The organism is Porifericola rhodea, from assembly GCF_030506305.1.
Classification (GTDB): Bacteria; Bacteroidota; Bacteroidia; order Cytophagales; family Cyclobacteriaceae; genus Catalinimonas; species Catalinimonas rhodea.
In genome coordinates this window covers 259,972-277,932 of record NZ_CP119421.1, presented here as the reverse complement: position 1 = coordinate 277,932, position 17,961 = coordinate 259,972, and the positions used below count along the sequence as shown (strand labels likewise).

The 17,961-nt window shown below is 40.7% G+C and carries 15 protein-coding genes; 5 read left to right on the top strand and 10 right to left on the bottom strand.

Features of this window, described 5'->3' with window-relative positions:
• Window positions 1–43: 43 nt before the first annotated feature.
• From PZB74_RS01140 to PZB74_RS01130, 3 genes are all read right to left on the bottom strand, one after another.
• Window positions 44–376, bottom strand: coding sequence for an L-rhamnose mutarotase (locus tag PZB74_RS01140; RefSeq protein ID WP_302240083.1), 333 nt, complete (start codon window positions 374–376; stop codon window positions 44–46).
• Between the two features lie 67 nt (window positions 377–443).
• Complete coding sequence (locus PZB74_RS01135) at window positions 444–1,295, bottom strand: fumarylacetoacetate hydrolase family protein (RefSeq protein ID WP_302240081.1); 852 nt, start codon at window positions 1,293–1,295, stop codon at window positions 444–446.
• 33 nt (window positions 1,296–1,328) lie between these two features.
• The gene (locus PZB74_RS01130) at window positions 1,329–2,111 is read right to left on the bottom strand and encodes an SDR family NAD(P)-dependent oxidoreductase (RefSeq protein ID WP_302240079.1); all 783 of its coding nucleotides are present in this window, start codon (window positions 2,109–2,111) and stop codon (window positions 1,329–1,331) included.
• 289 nt (window positions 2,112–2,400) lie between these two features.
• Here PZB74_RS01130 and PZB74_RS01125 point away from each other — a divergent pair, with 289 nt between their 5' ends.
• The 4 genes from PZB74_RS01125 to PZB74_RS01110 all read left to right on the top strand — a co-directional run bounded on the left by PZB74_RS01125 (window position 2,401) and on the right by PZB74_RS01110 (window position 7,046).
• Window positions 2,401–3,741, top strand: a complete 1,341-nt coding sequence (locus PZB74_RS01125; protein ID WP_302240078.1) for an amylo-alpha-1,6-glucosidase — start codon at window positions 2,401–2,403, stop codon at window positions 3,739–3,741.
• 632 nt (window positions 3,742–4,373) lie between these two features.
• On the top strand, window positions 4,374–4,778 hold the full coding sequence (locus PZB74_RS01120) for a hypothetical protein (protein ID WP_302240076.1): 405 nt from the start codon (window positions 4,374–4,376) through the stop codon (window positions 4,776–4,778).
• 93 nt (window positions 4,779–4,871) lie between these two features.
• Window positions 4,872–5,918 carry a methyltransferase gene (locus PZB74_RS01115; protein WP_302240074.1) on the top strand — a complete coding sequence of 349 codons (1,047 nt, stop codon included), beginning with the start codon at window positions 4,872–4,874 and terminating at the stop codon, window positions 5,916–5,918.
• 12 nt (window positions 5,919–5,930) lie between these two features.
• Window positions 5,931–7,046 carry a monodechloroaminopyrrolnitrin synthase PrnB family protein gene (locus tag PZB74_RS01110; RefSeq protein WP_302240073.1) on the top strand — a complete coding sequence of 372 codons (1,116 nt, stop codon included), beginning with the start codon at window positions 5,931–5,933 and terminating at the stop codon, window positions 7,044–7,046.
• Between the two features lie 112 nt (window positions 7,047–7,158).
• Here PZB74_RS01110 and PZB74_RS01105 read toward each other — a convergent pair whose 3' ends face one another.
• From PZB74_RS01105 to PZB74_RS01075, 7 genes are all read right to left on the bottom strand, one after another.
• Complete coding sequence (locus tag PZB74_RS01105; RefSeq protein WP_302240071.1) at window positions 7,159–8,574, bottom strand: SusD/RagB family nutrient-binding outer membrane lipoprotein; 1,416 nt, start codon at window positions 8,572–8,574, stop codon at window positions 7,159–7,161.
• 61 nt (window positions 8,575–8,635) lie between these two features.
• On the bottom strand, window positions 8,636–12,169 hold the full coding sequence (locus PZB74_RS01100; RefSeq protein ID WP_302240069.1) for a SusC/RagA family TonB-linked outer membrane protein: 3,534 nt from the start codon (window positions 12,167–12,169) through the stop codon (window positions 8,636–8,638).
• Between the two features lie 69 nt (window positions 12,170–12,238).
• Complete coding sequence (locus PZB74_RS01095; protein ID WP_302240068.1) at window positions 12,239–13,327, bottom strand: FecR family protein; 1,089 nt, start codon at window positions 13,325–13,327, stop codon at window positions 12,239–12,241.
• Window positions 13,328–13,464: 137 nt separating this feature from the next.
• Window positions 13,465–14,088, bottom strand: coding sequence for an RNA polymerase sigma factor (locus tag PZB74_RS01090; RefSeq protein WP_302240067.1), 624 nt, complete (start codon window positions 14,086–14,088; stop codon window positions 13,465–13,467).
• Window positions 14,089–14,263: 175 nt separating this feature from the next.
• Window positions 14,264–15,673 carry an aldehyde dehydrogenase gene (locus tag PZB74_RS01085; protein ID WP_302240066.1) on the bottom strand — a complete coding sequence of 470 codons (1,410 nt, stop codon included), beginning with the start codon at window positions 15,671–15,673 and terminating at the stop codon, window positions 14,264–14,266.
• Between the two features lie 8 nt (window positions 15,674–15,681).
• Window positions 15,682–16,461: an SDR family NAD(P)-dependent oxidoreductase gene (locus tag PZB74_RS01080; RefSeq protein WP_302240065.1), complete on the bottom strand. Its 780-nt coding sequence runs from the start codon at window positions 16,459–16,461 to the stop codon at window positions 15,682–15,684.
• A 51-nt stretch (window positions 16,462–16,512) separates the two neighbouring features.
• Window positions 16,513–17,076, bottom strand: coding sequence for a TetR/AcrR family transcriptional regulator (locus PZB74_RS01075; RefSeq protein ID WP_302240064.1), 564 nt, complete (start codon window positions 17,074–17,076; stop codon window positions 16,513–16,515).
• Between the two features lie 150 nt (window positions 17,077–17,226).
• On the opposite strand from PZB74_RS01075, the gene PZB74_RS01070 reads away from it, so the two are divergent.
• A complete protein-coding gene (locus PZB74_RS01070; protein ID WP_367281457.1) occupies window positions 17,227–17,898 on the top strand; it encodes a VIT1/CCC1 transporter family protein in 672 nt (223 codons plus the stop codon).
• Window positions 17,899–17,961 lie beyond the last annotated feature (63 nt).

Below are 17,961 nucleotides of genomic sequence, written 5' to 3'. Positions count from 1 at the left end.
CTTTTGCCTCTCTTTAATAAAATTTTGCGAAACTAAGGGCTAGTTAAAGCTGAAACACCTTCTTCATCTCCGTCCATTTCTCGCCATCATTTGCTTCAGGTAAAGCTTCCTGAAAACTTCTCATAAGGTTTTCCCATTCTTGGCACCTTTCGTTCAGTTCCAGATATTTAGGGAAGTCAACAGCAGGGTTAAAATCGTCTTCTGTCTGCATAAACATAAAAAGTCTGCGTCCAAGACGATAAATTTTCATGTCCAGTATGCCTACCTGTTTTAGAGATTTTACAACCTCTGGAAAGGGATGGGCGTGGTAGTGCTCATACTGCTTTATAGCCTCCTCACTGTCTATGAGGTTAACGGCCATGGCATAATCTTTCATACTAGATATATTAAAAAATTAGAGTGCAGGAGGAGGGCCTGTATGCTCCTTACCCTGCACTACAAATTTATTGGTAAGCTTTGGCGTGTTGCTTAGAGGAGCCCAGGCCTTCGATCCCCAGCTCAATTACATCACCCGCTTTAATAAACTCAGGAGGGTTAAAGCCTAAGCCTACTCCTGCAGGCGTACCTGTAGAAATAATATCGCCAGGCATAAGCGACATAAACTGGCTTAGATAGCTTACCAGATAAGGTACTTTAAATATCAGGTTAGAGGTGTTTCCATCTTGCTTGGTTTGGCCATTTACAGTAAGCCAAAGGCGTAGGTTGTGTACGTCTGCCACTTCGTCTTTTGTAACAACATAAGGGCCTAATGGCGCAAAGCTATCACAGCTTTTACCCTTTACCCACTGGCCGGAGCGCTCTAACTGAAACTCTCTCTCACTATAGTCGTTGTGCAGTACGTAACCCGCAACATAGTCCATAGCTTCTGCCTCACTTACATAACTGGCTTTTTTTCCTATCACTACCCCAAGCTCTACTTCCCAGTCAGTTTTTGTGCTGTTTTTAGGTATGATCAGGTCGTCATTTGGACCTACAATGGAGGATGTAGCCTTAAAGAAAATAATAGGCTCTTTGGGTAGATCCATTTTACTTTCTGCCGCATGGTCTTTGTAATTGAGGCCAATACAAACAATTTTACTAGGTTTATGAATAGGGGAGGCAAGTCTGCTACTTTCGCTTAGCTGAGGGCAGTCAGATATGTGATCATTAAGCCATTGATCTAGTCTGTTAAGTCCATCATTAGCAAAAAAATCTTCAGTAAAATCTTCTCCAAAAGCAGAAACATCCAGCATCTGCTCATTGTGTAGTACACCTGGCTTTTCGTTTCCAGGCTCACCAAAACGAAATAATTTCATATGTAGTGATAAGGTTATAGGTTAGTTTAATAATTAACTGTTTAGTGTGATGAAACCGCCATCTATAGGGTAATTGCAACCAGTGATAAAACCGGCTTCTTCTGAACACAGGTAGAGTGCCAGGTGGGCGATCTCTTCGGGTTTACCCATACGGCCTATGGGTTGGGTCTGAGAGAGCTTTTCAAACATTTCACTTTCCTTACCCGGATAATTTTTTTCCAGAAAACCATCTACAAAAGGGGTGTGTACTCTGCCGGGAGCTATGGCATTACAGCGGATACGAGCATTAATATAATCTTTTGCAACGGAGAGTGTCATACTAAGTACTGCTCCTTTACTCATTGAGTAAGCAAAGCGGTCTGAAATTCCTACCACAGAAGCTACCGAGGCCATATTAAGGATTACACCGCCACCCTGTTTTTTCATTTGCGGAATACAGGCGTGCAAACAATTGTAGATTCCTTTAATATTAATATTGTAAATACGGTCCAGATCTTCTTCAGAGGTGGTTTCTACATTGCCAATGTGGGCCACACCTGCGTTATTGACCAGTATATCTATTTTTTCGTGCTTCTCAATAATTTTTTCAACAACCTGATTTACCTCTGCATGTTTGGCTACATTACAGTTGAAGTAGTCCGCGCTAAAGCCTTCATCTTTAATTTGAGCTACAGCCTCTTCCCCGGCTTCATTATTGAGGTCTAAAACATATACATGGGAACCATGGCGCGCAAATACCTGGGCGATACTTCTGCCAATTCCACTTCCGGCACCACTGATAAGAGAGATTTTGCCAGATAAATCAAATGCTTGCATACTTAGATTGAGAGTTCAGGACAAAAAATTAATAGCTAGTATTTTGTCAAATCTACAAATAAACAGCAAAACTACAGCCCGGAGTACTTTAAATCACCTTCTCTAAGTTAGGAAACCTTTAGCAGAATTACAGTTTGGAAGTGCTTTTGCCAAAAGGATTTATCATTTATAAATCTAAGAATAGTATTTGTTGTAAGGATGATAAAAATATAACTATCTGTTTTTTAAGAAGTATATATAACAGATTAAAATTTTAAATTTATGTGGATACCAAAATAAAATATTGGTTATGGATATTGGATTAGAAGTTAAAACAGATGAACTAACTGAAGAGGCTAAAAAAGTTTTGTTGAAAAACATAGTAGGTGCATTTACAAAACCTGCTCCTGAGTTATATCCCCATCAATGGAATTGGGATGCTGGCTTTATTGCTATCGGTTATGCACACTTTAATATAGACCAGGCTGAGTCAGAACTGAGGCATTTATTTAGCGGACAGTGGGCTAATGGCATGCTGCCACATATAGTATTTAACCCGGCAGGTGACAATCAGTACTTCCCGGGTATAGATTTTTGGGAAACCTGGCGTTCTTTTGATGCTCCTGAGCAGGTACAAACTTCTGGTATCTCTAACCCTGCCGTACATGCTTTTGCACTACAGCGGATGTACGAACTGGCAGAAGACAAAGGCAGAGCGCTTAACTTTGTTCAGGAGATGTATCCTAAAATTAAAGCGTTCCATGCTTACCTGTATCGTGAGCGTGATCCTCAACAGGAAGGACTAGTCTACATAAGACATCCGTGGGAGTCAGGCAACGACAATTCTCCTACCTGGGACATCCCTCTTGAGAAAATAGACTTTAACAAAGTAAAAGTACCCCCTTTTACCAGAAAAGATCTAAATACCAGTGATGCAGATCACCGGCCTACTCACCTGGATTATGATAGGTACATCTATCTGATTGATGTTTTTAGGAAAGGTGATTATAAAGAAGATCAGATTTACAGGCTTACCCCTTTTGCAGTACAGGATCCTCTCTTTAACACTATTTTAATTCGCGCCAATGAAGCCATGATAGAATTAGGTGAAATGATAGGAGAGAACACTTCTGATTTTCGTGAGTGGAATACAAAAGCGGTGCTAGCTATGAATAGCAAGTTGTGGAACCCCTCCAACGCTTTGTATGATGCTTATGACCTGATTAGTAATGAAAGGATCCCAATGGAGGCCTCTTCGGGGCTGATGCCGCTCTTTGCCGGTATCCCCTCACAAACACAGGCTGATGCAATTGTAAAAGTACTTAAGGGTAAAATGTTTGCTGGAGCAGGAGGAGAGTCATATTATCTTTGCCCATCATTTACACCTACAAGCCCGAAGTTTGATACTAAAAAATACTGGAGAGGTCCGGTATGGATCAACATGAACTGGATGCTTTATCATGGTTTAAAAAGATATGGCTTTGATGAAGAGGCAGTTGCTATTAAAAATGATTCCATTGAGCTTTTAAGTAGGTATGGTTTTTACGAGTATTTTGAACCAAAAAGAAATGCAACTGGCCAGACACCAGGTTATGGTAGTCATCAATTCTCATGGTCTGCTGCTCTCTATCTTGACCTATTAAGTATATAATCTTAATAGGTTTAGGTATGTGCGACCTTGGAGCTATGGCTTCAAGGTTTTTTTTATAAATCTTACAAAGTAGAAAATGAAAGAATCTGGGATTATCACTCATTAAATGTATGAAAAACAATAGGTTATCCTCCCGAAAAATTGTCTATTCTAAAGGATTGTAAATCTTTAATAGAAAAATTTAGCGAAAAAATGTAATTTTTATTGCATGGTATATGAAAAAGTCACTACTTTGAGGTGTGTAAACTTAAATATTTAAAGATATTATGTAATATATATGATTTTGTATCACCCTGATTTCTACTCAAATATGTTGGTTTTTAGGTGGTTACATATTCTCATATTAAAATATTTGCACAAAAAAAAAGTTTTTTAGGCTTTTGGATATGATTATGTTTTTCTTAAGCAGAAATAGGGATATAAATTAAACCTTACATGATATGTTTAGTGAGCTTTTCACTCTTTTTGTGTCGAATAGCATTAACTAGTCATATAGAGGAAAAAGCCTGTGTGTATACTGATAATTTTGTCAAAAATATTTCATCCTATTAAGATTAAAAAAAATGAAATTTCTGCCCGACTAGTCTTTGCTAATTTGGCTTCTCATTTCATCCACATAATATTTAATACTTATGATTACTACAAGTAAAGCTATTTACTCAGACAGTTGTGCAGAAATTACTTTTGACGAGACTAACAAAATTGTTGTCGCTAAATGGTCAGGTTTTTTAAAACTTGATACTACAAAAAAAGCATGTGACGCGATGGTTAAGTTTGTGAAGGAAAATAGAGTGAACAAACACCTTAGTGATCAAAGTACGCTAAAGGTACTATCTAAAGAAGTGCAGGGTTATCTGGTAGGTGAAGCTTTTCCTGAGTTAGACAAAGCAGGTTTAAGAAGGTTAGCAGTTTTGGTATCTGAAGATGTATTTGCCAAAGCTACCGTTGATAATGTAAACAACGCTACTATGATGGGTAACATCAAGGTAAAAACCTGCAACTCTAAAAAAGAGTGCATTGAGTACTTAAACGAGTAGAATCTTAACAACCGGAAGGTTCAGCCTTCCGGTTTTCTTTTGATAACATCATAACCCCAATTATTAATCAATAACTACCCCAACTATTTTATTATGAACACAACGACTGAAGTACAAGTTGATCCTTTTAAAATCATTCAGGTTGGCCTAAGTTTCTGGTCATCAAAAACATTGCTTTCAGCCACAAAATTAGGCTTATTTACGTTATTAAGTGACAATAAAGCACTGACAGCCGAAGAAATCAGAGCGGAGCTTGGCCTTAATGAAAAGGGACTTTATGTCAGAGATTTCCTGGATGCTCTATTCTCAATGGGCTTCCTGCAAAGAAATGGAGTTGGGGTAGAAGCAACCTACCAGAATACGCTTAATACAGCTATGTTTCTTGATAAAAATCAGCCTAGTTATCTCGGTGGTTTTCTGGAAATGGCTAATGACCGTGAATATAAATTCTGGGGTGATCTGGAAGAAGGACTAATCACAGGAAAGCCTCAAAACGAAATAAAATATACAGGCAAGTCTTCTTTTGAAGCTATTTACGAAAAGCCTGAATCTTTAGCGCAATTTACCGAAGCCATGTCTAGCATCCAGAAATTGAGCTTCATGGGTTTTGCCGAACAGTTTGACTTCTCTTCCTATAAAGAAGTACTTGATGTAGGAGGTTCTGCAGGGCTACTATCTGCACTAATTGCTAATCAGCATGCTCATCTGCATTGTACTACTTTTGACCTTCCCAAGCTTGAGCCATTTGCTAAAAAAACAGCTGAGCAATACGGTGTAGCAGATAGAGTAACGGTAAAAAACGGTGATTTTTTCAGAGAAAGTTTTCCTGAAGCAGATGTAATTACTATGGGTAACATTCTTCATAGCTTTGATATGGAAACCAAAAGAATGCTTATCCGCAAAGCATATGAAGCACTACCTGAAGGAGGATGCCTGGCTGTTATTGAAATGATATTAGATAACGAGCGCAAAGAAAATACTTTCGGCTTACTTATGTCGTTGAATATGCTGATTGAGTCTGATAGTGGCTTTAACTACACTCAGGATCAGTTCAAACAATGGACTAGCGAAGCCGGGTTTAACCGAGTAGAGTTTTTTCCTTTAGGCGGACCGGTAAGTGCAGGTATAGCTTACAAATAAGGGGTGAATTAGATGAAAACATTAGCTTTTGATGTTCTCAAATCGCCCTCTCTGGAGGAGCAGCTTAAAGAGGATCATTATATTAGTGAATTAGATCCTCTTAATGCTGATGATCGTATGCCCCTGGTGGCTGCGTATAACAGAAATAAAGATACCATCGCCTTAGTTCTTCAGCTGGTAGATATGCTTCCTTCAGTAGAAGAGGCCGCAGATATGGACTATTTTCAGGCCTGTGCCGCTATGCGTGATATTGGTATCATGCTAGGCTCCATGAAAAGGCATGGCGTAGAACCGGTACATGTTATTCCTGAACTGGAAGAAAAGCTAAATCTACTGGGTAATACTAGTGACTTACCTCCCCGAGATACTCTAATCCATTATGTACGATGGAATCCGGAAGGTAAACGTGAAAGAACTTATACCGGTACTGACGATGAGCGTCAGCTTATCAAAAGTGTAAAAGTAGCAATACACCCTTTGTACAAGGCGATTCTATCTCTGGATGAGTTGTATCAGCTTTCTCTGGATGATCCTGAGTTTGTGCCTAAATGTGAAGAAGTAGCTACTTACTTTGATGGTATGATTAAAGGAGTGGTAAACGCAAAAAGAAATGTGAGCCCTCAATATTTTGCTGAAGAGCTTCGTTTCTATTTTGACCCTATTAAGCTCAATGAAAGAGAGTATTTAGGGCCTGGTGCAGTTGAAATGCCAGTGTTCATCTTTGACCATATTCTTTGGAACTGCGATCTTTCAGAAAAAGCATATAATGAATTTAAGCAGGCTTATGTTCCTTACAATCAGGCCTCTGTACGTGAGTTCTACTATGCTTACCGTCAACGTCCAAGTCTGGTAAACAAAGTGGTTAGGGAGTTGGATGAAAGTGTATCCTACTCTGAAACAAAAATGTATAGTGCAAAGTCACTTGTTAAGCTGTTTAACCTGCTAAAAAGTTTTAGAGCGCCACATAAGAAACTGGCTGATAAAGCTTATGAGCATGCTTCTAAAGATCAGTATCGTGAAAAGGGAAGTGGAGGTTATGAGCCTGGCGTGTTAAAGTATATTCTGGAGTTAAATCTACAGGCTTTGGACCGCCTTAAGCATAGTATGCAAAGTTACGAAAACAGATAAATCCACAATGGAGTAAAAGTAGCCTTCTGAATAAACTGAAGGCTATTTTTTTGTCTTTTCAAAAAAAAATATGCTATCCAGTGAATAGCATATTTAATATGGACTTTATTAACTATTTATCCCACCAGACACTCTTCTCTGGTTCGTCTTCACCACCAAAAGCACGCTGAACAGCTTCCTGATAGTTATCCTGATTATTTTGGAACTCCTGAGTAGGGTAGGCCTGGCGTAGTGGAATGTCTCTTCCGCTATTGTTTTCGGGCGGACTGAGTATAGGAAAGCCTGTTCTTCTCCATTCTGCCCAGGCCTCATAGCCATGCATAAAGAGATGCACCCACTTCTGGTAGGCGATTTTTTCTATGGCATCTTCAGCATTATATTGTACTTCTGCCTGAGCGAGAAAGCTTTCCAATCCGTCTGTATTACCATTCCACTGCTGCACAGAAGCTTCTATAGCGGTAGTATAATACTCTTCAGCGGCGGCATTGCCTCCTCCAATCCAGCCTCTTTTAGCAGCTTCTGCCTGTGCAAATAAAGCTTCTGCATAGGTTACCAGATATACCGGAGTAGTAGCCTGACGCAGGTTTGCTCCCAGAATAGAAATACTGTCTTTACTGTACTGGCCTGTATTTGCCACATCTCCTGGTAAACCATAAGCCAACCCTACATATTCCCCATCCACATTTGGTTCGGCAAATGTTGGCAGGCGGGGATCATTCAAAGGTTTCATATAATCAACCAGTGGTTTACTTACCGCATACCATTCTCTGTTCAGATTTTCAAAAACATTATACCAGTAATTCCAATTATCTGCATCGGCAAGATGCTGGTATACTAAATTATCATCATTTGAGGTAAAGGTTCCCGCATCCATCGCCTTATTAAACTCGGTGCTGGCAGTAGCAGGGTCAACTTCCGAAAGTCTTAGAGCCATCAGCATATGAATAGTATTGCCTAAGCGTCTCCATTTATCGGTATCTCCTCCGTACACAATATCATTCTCAATATCTCCATCTACTATTTGTGCGTTGGCTTCGTCCAGTAGAGAGAAAAGAGCATTGTAAATATCTTCCTGAGAGTCATACGCTGGTGTAAAATCCTCTTTCCCCTGCAATGCTTCACTATAGGGTAAATCGCCCCAACGGTCAGTCATAAACCAAAAAAAGTAAGCCTTCAGAATTTTGGCTACTGCCAACTGATTAGCAATAGGACCTTCATTAGCATTGAGTTCATCAGAATCCAGCACCTTCTGTATGTTCATTAGGGGGCCAGTATAATAGCTATAGAAATCAAAGTATATCGTATTATAGCGCGAAGCATCAGTATACTCTGTTTCTGATAAATGCTGAGGGTAAAGGGGGCCGTATGCTGACGAGCTTATCCCTGGAAGGTATCGCATGGCATTAGCCAAAAGTTGTGTGTTAGAAGCCTGACTTGGCTGATTAGGGTTTACATTTATGTCATCCTCAAAATCGTTGCAAGCGGCCAGTAAGCACAATGCTAAAATATAAATATATAATTTGTTCATGTGTTTTTAATGTTTGTTGTGAGATCAGAAAATGTCCTTTAAGATATTTCTGAATAACTTTTTAAAAAGTCACATTTACACTGATACCATAGGAGCGGGTAGTTACAAGTTGCCCGGTTTCCAGCCAGCTGACTGGAGAACCTCCGGTAGACAGTTCTGAAGGATCTACACCTTTAGGCGCTTCCTGGTAGATCATAAATGGATAGCGGGCAATTAAGCCGACACTAAGTGAGCTAAAAGGTAAGCTGGCTAAGCGTTCCTTACTGAATGCATAAGCAAGGCGCATTTCTCTCATCTTGATGTAAGAGGCATCATAGAGCCATTCCTCATAAATTTGAGTGCCTAGTCTGGTTCTAAAGTATGAGCGAGCATCTACATAAGCTGTTACCTCCTCGCCGGTTTCTTCAGAAATACCATGTACTTTTACTCCACCACCTTCATCCAAAGGGTCTCTTACATTGTTACCTCTATCGTTAGTGGCTGCGGTTTCTACTGCCTGGCCCGTTTTTACTGCGAGCATTTGTGTCCAGCTAAAAAACTGCCCACCAACCTGAAAGTCTATTAGAGCACTAAAACTGAAAGGCCCATAAGTGAAAGTATTCTGGAAACCTCCTGTAAAATCCGGTAGCACACTTCCAAAATTATGATTAGGCTCAAACAGAGGTAAATTATCTTCGTCCAGAAGTATCATCCCGCTGGCTTCATCTCGTGCATAAGCCTGACCTATAAGTGTACCGTAAGGCTCTCCAACCTGGGCATTTACAGAAGAGGTTACCCGAGAGTATGTATTGGAAGCAATCTCATAATTATTAATGTCGGTATTACCTTCGCTATACAGCTCTTTTACCATACTACGGTTACGGCTGATGTTAAAGTTGGTATTCCAGTTGAATTTACCGCTACGAATAGGGTCCGCACTTAGGGTGAGCTCAAATCCTTTATTTTCAATCAGGCCCGCGTTTATGATAGTAGAAGTATATCCGCTGGCTCCAGATACAGGTAAGGATAATATCTGGTTTCTATTTCGCTGCTGATAGAGGGTGAAATCAATGCCCAAGCGGTTTTGGAAAAACCTAAGGTCAATTCCTCCTTCTATGGAATGGCTAAACGAAGGTTTAATGTCTGGATTGTTGAGTTCGTCTGGTACGTATAATGTATTGATGGTGCGGGAGTCGGTAGCATACACATTTCCAATACCGTAATACTGTGCTGTCTGGTAAGGCGAAAGGTCTGAGCCTGCCTGAGCATAACTTAGCCTTAGTTTCCCCAGACTTAATGGTTCCCAGTCTAGCAGCTCACTAAAGAGCGCACTACCCGATACAGAAGGGTACCAGTAAGAATTGTTGTTTTCCGGGAGGGTAGAAGAGTTATCATTTCTTAAGGATGCATCTACAAACCAGATATCATTATAGCCTAATGATACCATCCCAAAAAGACTTCTGATCTCCTTTTTGCGCAGGTAAGATGTGGTGGATGGTCTGTCTACTGAAGCAGCTATATTGTAAAAGCCCGGTGTGGATAGCCCCCCTTCTGTTTGCTGGCGCAGGTAGGAGTACTCTTGAGTTAGCAGGTTAGCTCCCAGGTTTGCGTTAAGCGAAAATTTACCCCAATACTTAGTGTACTGTGCTAAAAATTCATAATTCACTTCCTGATTTTGGTATTTACCTACCCAATAACCTTCCAACTCTCTACCGCCGGCAGCAGTACGTTTGTCTATATTTTGGGTAAACATATCTGAGCGGATGTGTCCGCTTACACTCAGTTCGGGTAAGAGTTGGTAAGTAAGTCCTACATTACCAAAATAACGATCCCGGCTGTCCTGAGAGTAGCTTTCATAAGCGTCAAAATAGGGGTTGTTCCAGTATAAAGGGTCAGGGTTAATTACCCCATCACCAGAAGGGCTACGCAAATTCCAATGGAGGTAAGTACCATCGGGGTAGCGATAGTTCTTAAGTTTGTTCATGTCTACACTGCGCTGGAACCACTGTGTGAGGTAAGTAGAGCCATAGTCGTAGCCTTGTGGCGGACGTTGCGCCGCATTATTAGCGTAGTTGAGGCTGGTGGTAAGTTTCAGCTTTTCTACGATATCCAGCGAGCCATTAAAGCTTAAATTGTTACGCTTGAGCCAGGTATTAGGCTCTACCCCCTGGATATCAGTATGGTTATAGCTTAGACGGAAAGAAGAGCTTTCGCTACCACCGTTTACAGCTATAGTATTATTTAGTGTAGTGCCCAACTCGTAATAATCTTTAATATTATCAGGCTGAGGCAGGTAGGGAGTTAGCTTGCCATAGTCTGGATCCTGAGGGAAAAAACTGTAAAACTGACGTACCGGAGTACCATCCATTTTAGGGCCCCAGCTTTCGTCCACACTAGTATTAGCATAGGGAGTGCCATCATCTAAAGTGCTGAATGACTGTCGGCTACCCCCTCCATAAATATTTTGCAGAGGCATAAAGTTACCAGTTTTCTCTACGGAGAAAGCTCCGCTATATTCTACGCTCACCTTTTGGTCTCCCTGCTGTCCTTTTTTAGTGGTGATCATGATTACCCCATGTTGGCCGCGTAGACCATAAAGAGCAGATGCTGCTGGTCCTTTAAGCACATTAACAGATGCAATATCATCAGGGTTTATATCCTGAATAATATTACCATAATCTGCCCCGTTTCTGCCTGCAAAGTTACTGTTTGCCATAGGTGTACCGTCTAATACAATAAGAGGCTGATCATTGCCGCTCAGAGAATTTACCCCTCTTATCTTAATTTTTTGGGTACCTCCCATACTTGCGCCACTAGAACCAGTAACCTGTACTCCTGCTACTCTTCCTGCCAGGGAGCCAATCAGGTTTTGTTCCTTAGTATAAGTTAGGTTTTCACCTTTCACTTCCTGAGTAGCATAGCCCAAAGATCTTTCACTTCTGGTAATTCCAAGTGCGGTGACTACTACTTCGTTTAGGCTGGAAATATCTGACTGAAGGCGTACATCTATGGTAGACCTTCCGTTGACGGCAATTTCGCGGGTTTGCATCCCTACAAAACTAAAGACTAGTGTGCCGTTCTCCGGTGCGTCAAGGCTATAGTTTCCATCTATATCAGTTGTAGTGCCCCGCGTAGAGCCTTTTACCACTACAGATACTCCTGGCAGGGCTTGGTTGCTATCATCAGTAACTCTACCGCTTACTTTAATATCCGCAAGCACCGGAGCTTGTTCCACTGCTTCTTTTTTCTCAGGAGCTAGGGCTACATTGATACTTTTATTTACCTGACGAAATTTGAGTCCTTTTTGCTCGGATATATCCATCAAAATATCGTACAGGCTGGTTTTAGTGTATGTACCACTAAATGTACCTTTGTCTTCTACATCTTCTTCATTGTAGGCAAAACGAAAGTAGGTTTGCTTTTCAATGCGATTAAATACATGGCCCAGGGCCTCATCCTGAAAGTCAATTGTCAGGATAACTTTGGATACACTTTTAGCATCTTGAGCATTGCTCTCCGTAGCTATTGCAGTTAAGCTCATACAGAGCTGCATGCAAAAAGAAGCGAGCAATATCCGTGAAGCCCACAGTGCTTTACGTAGATATTTGTTTTTCATATGCATAAATTATAGGTTAGTTAGACTATGTGTAATTTTATAATGCGTTGGTAAACGGCGTTCTAAACTCTATTTCTGATATTCAATTTTTACTTTGGCATCTTGAATGCGGTAGGTGAAGTTCATGCTATAACTCATAGCAAAAAGCACATTCTCCAGGCTTTCCTTTTCAAATTCTGCTGAGTAGCTCCAGGGTTTTGGACTGCTATCAGCTTCTATCTCTACACCATACCATTTTTCCAGCCTGCTAAAAACCTCCCGCTCACTGGCTTGCTGAAAGTACAGTATTCCCTGCGTCCAGGCTGTCATGGCTTTTGTATTAAAAGTACTTTTGTTGAATTGAGCCTGCTGACTTTGGTAGGTAGCCATTTCTCCTGCCTGAAGAAATAAGCCTGACTCAGCTTCACCGTCATCCTTATTTTCCTTCTCAACTTTTACTTTACCTTCCAGTAAAGCGATATTAATCTCAGCATGCTCAGGGTAAGCAGAAATATTAAAAGTAGTGCCCAGCACCGTGGTGAGTGTATTGCCTGAGTGTACAGTAAAAGGGCGTGAAGGATCTTTTACCACCTCAAAATAAGCCTCACCCTGTAGGTATACTTTACGCTCCTTAAAGTCTTCAGGGTAGCTTAGCGTGCTTCCTGCATTGAGGACTACACGGGTGCCATCTTTTAGCGTAATATGTGACTTAACTCCCCATTCAGTTGATTTTTCAGTCATCACAATGGGTTGAGCTTGGTCGGTCTGAGGAGAGTTGTTAAGGTCTAATAAAAGTACTCCTCCAAGAGTAAATACAATGATTGCTGCAATCTTTAGCCACCAGTATGACTGAGTAGACGAATGGCTTTCCTCGTAGCGTTGTAGAACGCTTTCAGAGTGTATAGGAATGGTAGGTTTTTCCTGAGGTTGCGCTTCCTCATCAATTTGCTTGCTAATGCCTGCCCATAAGTTTTGCTTTTCTTTGCTACTGATTTCGTGTTCGTAGGTTGATAAATTAAGTAGCAGTTTTCGGGCTTCAATAAGATCTTTCCAGCGGTGGGGGTGACGGGCCAGCCAGTTTTCCCAAAAAAGGTTAATCTCAGGGTCTGGCTTTAAAACCCACTTTCTAAAGCGTGCATCCAGTATAAAATCTTCAACTGAGTAGTTGCGGTAGTCCATAGCTTGTCTCTTATACCTACATAAGAGAGCAAGGCTGATTTTTTATACGCCTGATGTTGTATTTTTTTTAAATTTTATGAAAAACTAAAAAAAATGCTTTTCCAGGCTATAATGCAGGTATCAACTCAGCAAAGTGTTTAGTTTAATAGGTGTAAATAGAAACATAGCTGTAGCCATGCAGTGCACTTCATGCTTTTCCTCAGCGAAGAAATGGCTTTCCAGGCTAACATATAGGCAGCCCGAATAGAAATGGACATCAGGTGAGAGGTTTCTTCGTAAGAGTACTTTTCAAAAAATAAGTAGTGGATGACTTCCTTTTGTCTTAGGGGCAATTTGTCTATAGATATTGCTAGCTTTTTCTGCAATTCCTGATCTCTTTGTGCATTAATAATTAACTGTTCATGAGAAGGGACTAATATGGTATCCGTAATGTAGTCATCACTAAGCTGTCGGTTTTCTAGTTTTAGGTTATGGTATATCCTGTTTCTTAAAGACTTAAAAAGATAAAGCTTGATGTTATTTGTAGGAGAGAGGCTGTGTCGGTACTTCCAGAGCTCTACAAAGACTTCTTGTATACAATCATTGATAAAACTCTTATTGGGCTTTAGTGCCATACCAAAGCGGAACATTTCGTCTATATGTTCTTCATAAATTTCGGCAAGGGCTTCACTCTTACCCCCTTTTAAAGAGAGCCATAAAGTAGTTGGTGTAGCTGCTTCCGAACGGACAGTGTTAGGGAGTAAATGCTGTTGTTTAGCCATGAGATTTTCTCAAAATAAAAAAATTGGCATTGAGCAACAAGCATAAAATATAATTTTGTTTTCATGAACATACCAAATGATATGCTGATATGAATGTGCCAGTACAGAGCAATTAGCTAGAAGAGTATGTCAAAAAAAAGAAAAACCCCGACCAGAGATCGGGGATAGGGATGCCTTACATAAAGGTAGCAGCTATTTTTTTCTTAAAGTCTGTATATGGGGCATATCGTAGAGGCGGGTCAAACCATGTTCCTGTTTTCATGATACTTTTTTTATGGCTAAAGGTATCGAAACTCTGTTTACCATGGTATGAGCCATGACCACTCGTGCCAATGCCACCAAATGGCAGGTTTGGTGTGCTAAGATGTACTATTGTATTATTAACGGCTCCTCCGCCAAACTGTACTCTTCTTCGGATAAAGCGCTCCTTGGTCTTGTCTGTAGTAAAATGATAGAGAGACAATGGATAAGGGTTTTTAGCAATGATATCCAGTACTTCATCATAAGCCCTGAATGTAATTAGGGGCATGATTGGCCCGAAAATCTCTTCCTGCATAATAGGGCTCTGCATATCTACCTCATCCATCAGGGTAGGAGCGATAAAAAGACGATCTCTGTCCACTTTACCTCCTAGCAATATTCTTCCCTGCGATAGGTAAGACGCCAGGGTGTCAAACCTTTTTTCATTGAGAATGTGAGCATAATTATCATTTTCAGGGCTAAGCTCGCCATAAAAATCATCCAGCGCCTGGCGATATAAGCTAACGAACTCATCTTTTATGCTTTCTTCTACCAGTACATAGTCAGGACTGACGCAGGTTTGCCCGGCATTAAAACACTTACCCCAGGCAATTCTGCGGGCTGCTACATGCAGATTGGCAGAACTGTCTACTATTGCGGGGCTTTTGCCGCCTAACTCCAGCGTAACCGGGCTTAGCTTCTCCGCGGCTTGCTTTCCTATTATTTTTCCTACAGCTACACTGCCGGTGAAAAAGATGTGGTCAAAACGGTAGCGGCTCATTAGTTCAGGTACTACTTCAGCACCATCGCCCTGCACTACGCTAATATAATTTTTGTCAAATGTACGGCTGATCATGTCCTCTATAACACGTGCAGTATTAGGAGTAAGCTCCGAAGGTTTTAGCACAATGGTGTTACCAGCAGCAATAGCTCCAATTAAAGGAGCGAGCAGAAGTTGAAAGGGATAGTTCCAGGGGCCTATAATCAGGTTTACGCCCAGCGGCTCTTTGTAAACTCTGCTGGTAGAAGGAAAGTGCACTAAAGGTGTAGTTACCCGATCCGGTTTCATCCATTTTTTTAGGTGTTTGAGCGTATGGTTAATTTCGCTGTAGAGCAGGGCTGCCTCACTGGTGTATGCCTCAAAATCGGGCTTATGCAAGTCTGCTCTAAGGGCTTGCTCAACTTCAAACTCATAGCCTACAATGGCTGCTTTAAGTTTGTTGAGCTGTTTTACACGGAACTCATAAGAGAGTGTAGCACCTGAATCAAAAAAAAATTTTTTCTCGTCCACAAAAGCATTATTCAAAAGCTTTTCTTGTGGTTTGTTTTCTAAAATGTCGTTCATGGCATTAATTATTTAGGTGCCTGTAAAGTACGTACAAGCTTAGTAACGAAATTTCTGGGTATAAAGGCAATACTTTTGGCTAAAATGCGGTTTTGCATACCATGTATTGCTACAGTTTTGCCTTTCATCATGGCTTGGTAGCCATAGCTGGCCACTGCTTCTGCGCTTGGCATGCTCTTGCCATTAACCAATTTAAAGTTCTCCATAGCTGCGGCATTCTGAAAACCTGAAGCGGTAGGGCCGGGGCAGAGGGCAGTTACGCTCACGCCAAAACCTTTAGCCTCATTAGCAATAGCTTCACTAAAAGCGAGTACATAATGTTTAGTGGCGTAGTACACAGACATTAGCGGCCCGGGCTGAAAAGCAGCGGTAGAAGCTATATTCATGATTTTACCTCTTCTGTTCTTAATCATCCCAGGCAAAAAGAGTTTGGTAAGATGTGTAAGCGATTTCATGTTAAGGTCTATCATTTGCTCTTCTTTCTTCCAGTCACTTTCGTGGAAAAAGCCATAATCTCCAAATCCAGCATTATTGATAAGGTATTCAATGGCAATATGCTGAGTTTGAATAGTATCAAAAATCTGCTTGGGTGCCTCCCTCTTTGCCAGGTCGGAGGCTATAACTAATACTTTAACCTGAAAATCTGCTTCCAGCTCATTTTTTAGAGCCTCTAACTTATCATTATTGCGAGCTACCAGCACCAGGTCTCTTCCTTTAGATGCATGTATGCGGGCAAGTGCTTTTCCTATACCACCAGATGCTCCTGTGATTAATGCTGTATGATTCATAATTCAATGAATTTAGATTGAATGTTCATTCAATATATATGTAAAATTTTTTTAATTGATTCTTACTCCATCCCAAGAGGATTGAATGACTTGTTGTAACAAATCTGCTTGTATATCAAATTCCTGATTAAGCTGAAGCTTAGCTGTGTTTACAATATGCCCATAGACTAGGTTTGCCATAAGCAGCACTGGCATAGGCCTTAATACCCCTACCTGCATCCCCTCTTCCATGAAGTTAAGAATTCCCTGATAGTGTGACTTATTCTCTTCTCGTACGCCCTTGTCTACCAAGGGTGAGTTAGCATACTGCTCCAAAAATTTAAACTCCTGAGGGTGCGATAAGAAAAAGCGATATAAATTTTCCCAAAATCTAAAAAAGCGGTCTTTAATGCTTTTGCTATTACTCTCTTTTTCTACGAGCACTTCTCCCATCTTGGCTTTAAGGCTACTGTAGAGCTCACTAATTAATTCTTCTTTACTATCAAAATAATGGTAAATAGTACCGGCAGCCACTCCAGCCTCTTTAGCTACCAATGACATAGGCGTATCATGAAATCCTCTTTCAGTGATAAGTTTTAGGGTAGTATCTAAAATTCTTTGTTTTTTATTTTCCATGACCGAATGTGTATTTGGTATTTTACAAGGAGTGTTCCACCTAAGAGTTTCAAACGCCTGAGTGCATGTAAATTATTTGAATCAGTTTCAAATTAAGGTTAAGCATTACATTCTTTTGTCGCTATGACTATATTCAGGAAAGAGTTCTTAATGAAAGCAAAACATAGCAGCAGACAGGAAGATCATTTTCATGGGAGCAATTCCTCCTGGGGGAAGCTACAAGAGTATCTGGGTGAATTTGTATATGGAGGTATAGATGGAAGTGTAACTACCTTTGCTGTAGTTGCGGGCGCTGCGGGAGCAGAACTTAGCGCTTCAATCGTGCTTATCTTAGGCTTTGCTAACCTGATCGCCGACGGATTTTCCATGTCGGTAGGTGCTTACCTTTCTACCCAGTCTGAACGTGATAATTACGAAAAGCATAAAAGAGTAGAGTACTGGGAGGTAGAAAATATGCCTAAAAGAGAGGAAGAAGAAGTACGGGAAATCTATGCCGCCAAAGGCTTTGAAGGTGAACTATTGGAGCAGGTGGTTGCTAAAATTACAGAAAACAAAGACCGCTGGGTAGATGTAATGATGAAAGAAGAGCTGGAAATGGTTCCTGAAACAAAATCGCCCTGGATGATGGGACTGCTTACTTTTATCTCATTTTTCGTAGTAGGGTTAATTCCTCTGCTCATCTATGTGTTCAATTACCTGAATGGTATAGTAGTAGCCAATACTTTCCTGATTGCCAGTGTGCTTACTTCAATGGCATTTGTCGGTATAGGTTGGCTAAAGAGTATGGTGACACAGACCAATCGTTTAAAAAGAGTATGGTGACACAGACCAATCGTTTAAGAAGTATTCTTGAAACGCTGTTTTTAGGTGCTTCAGCGGCTATGC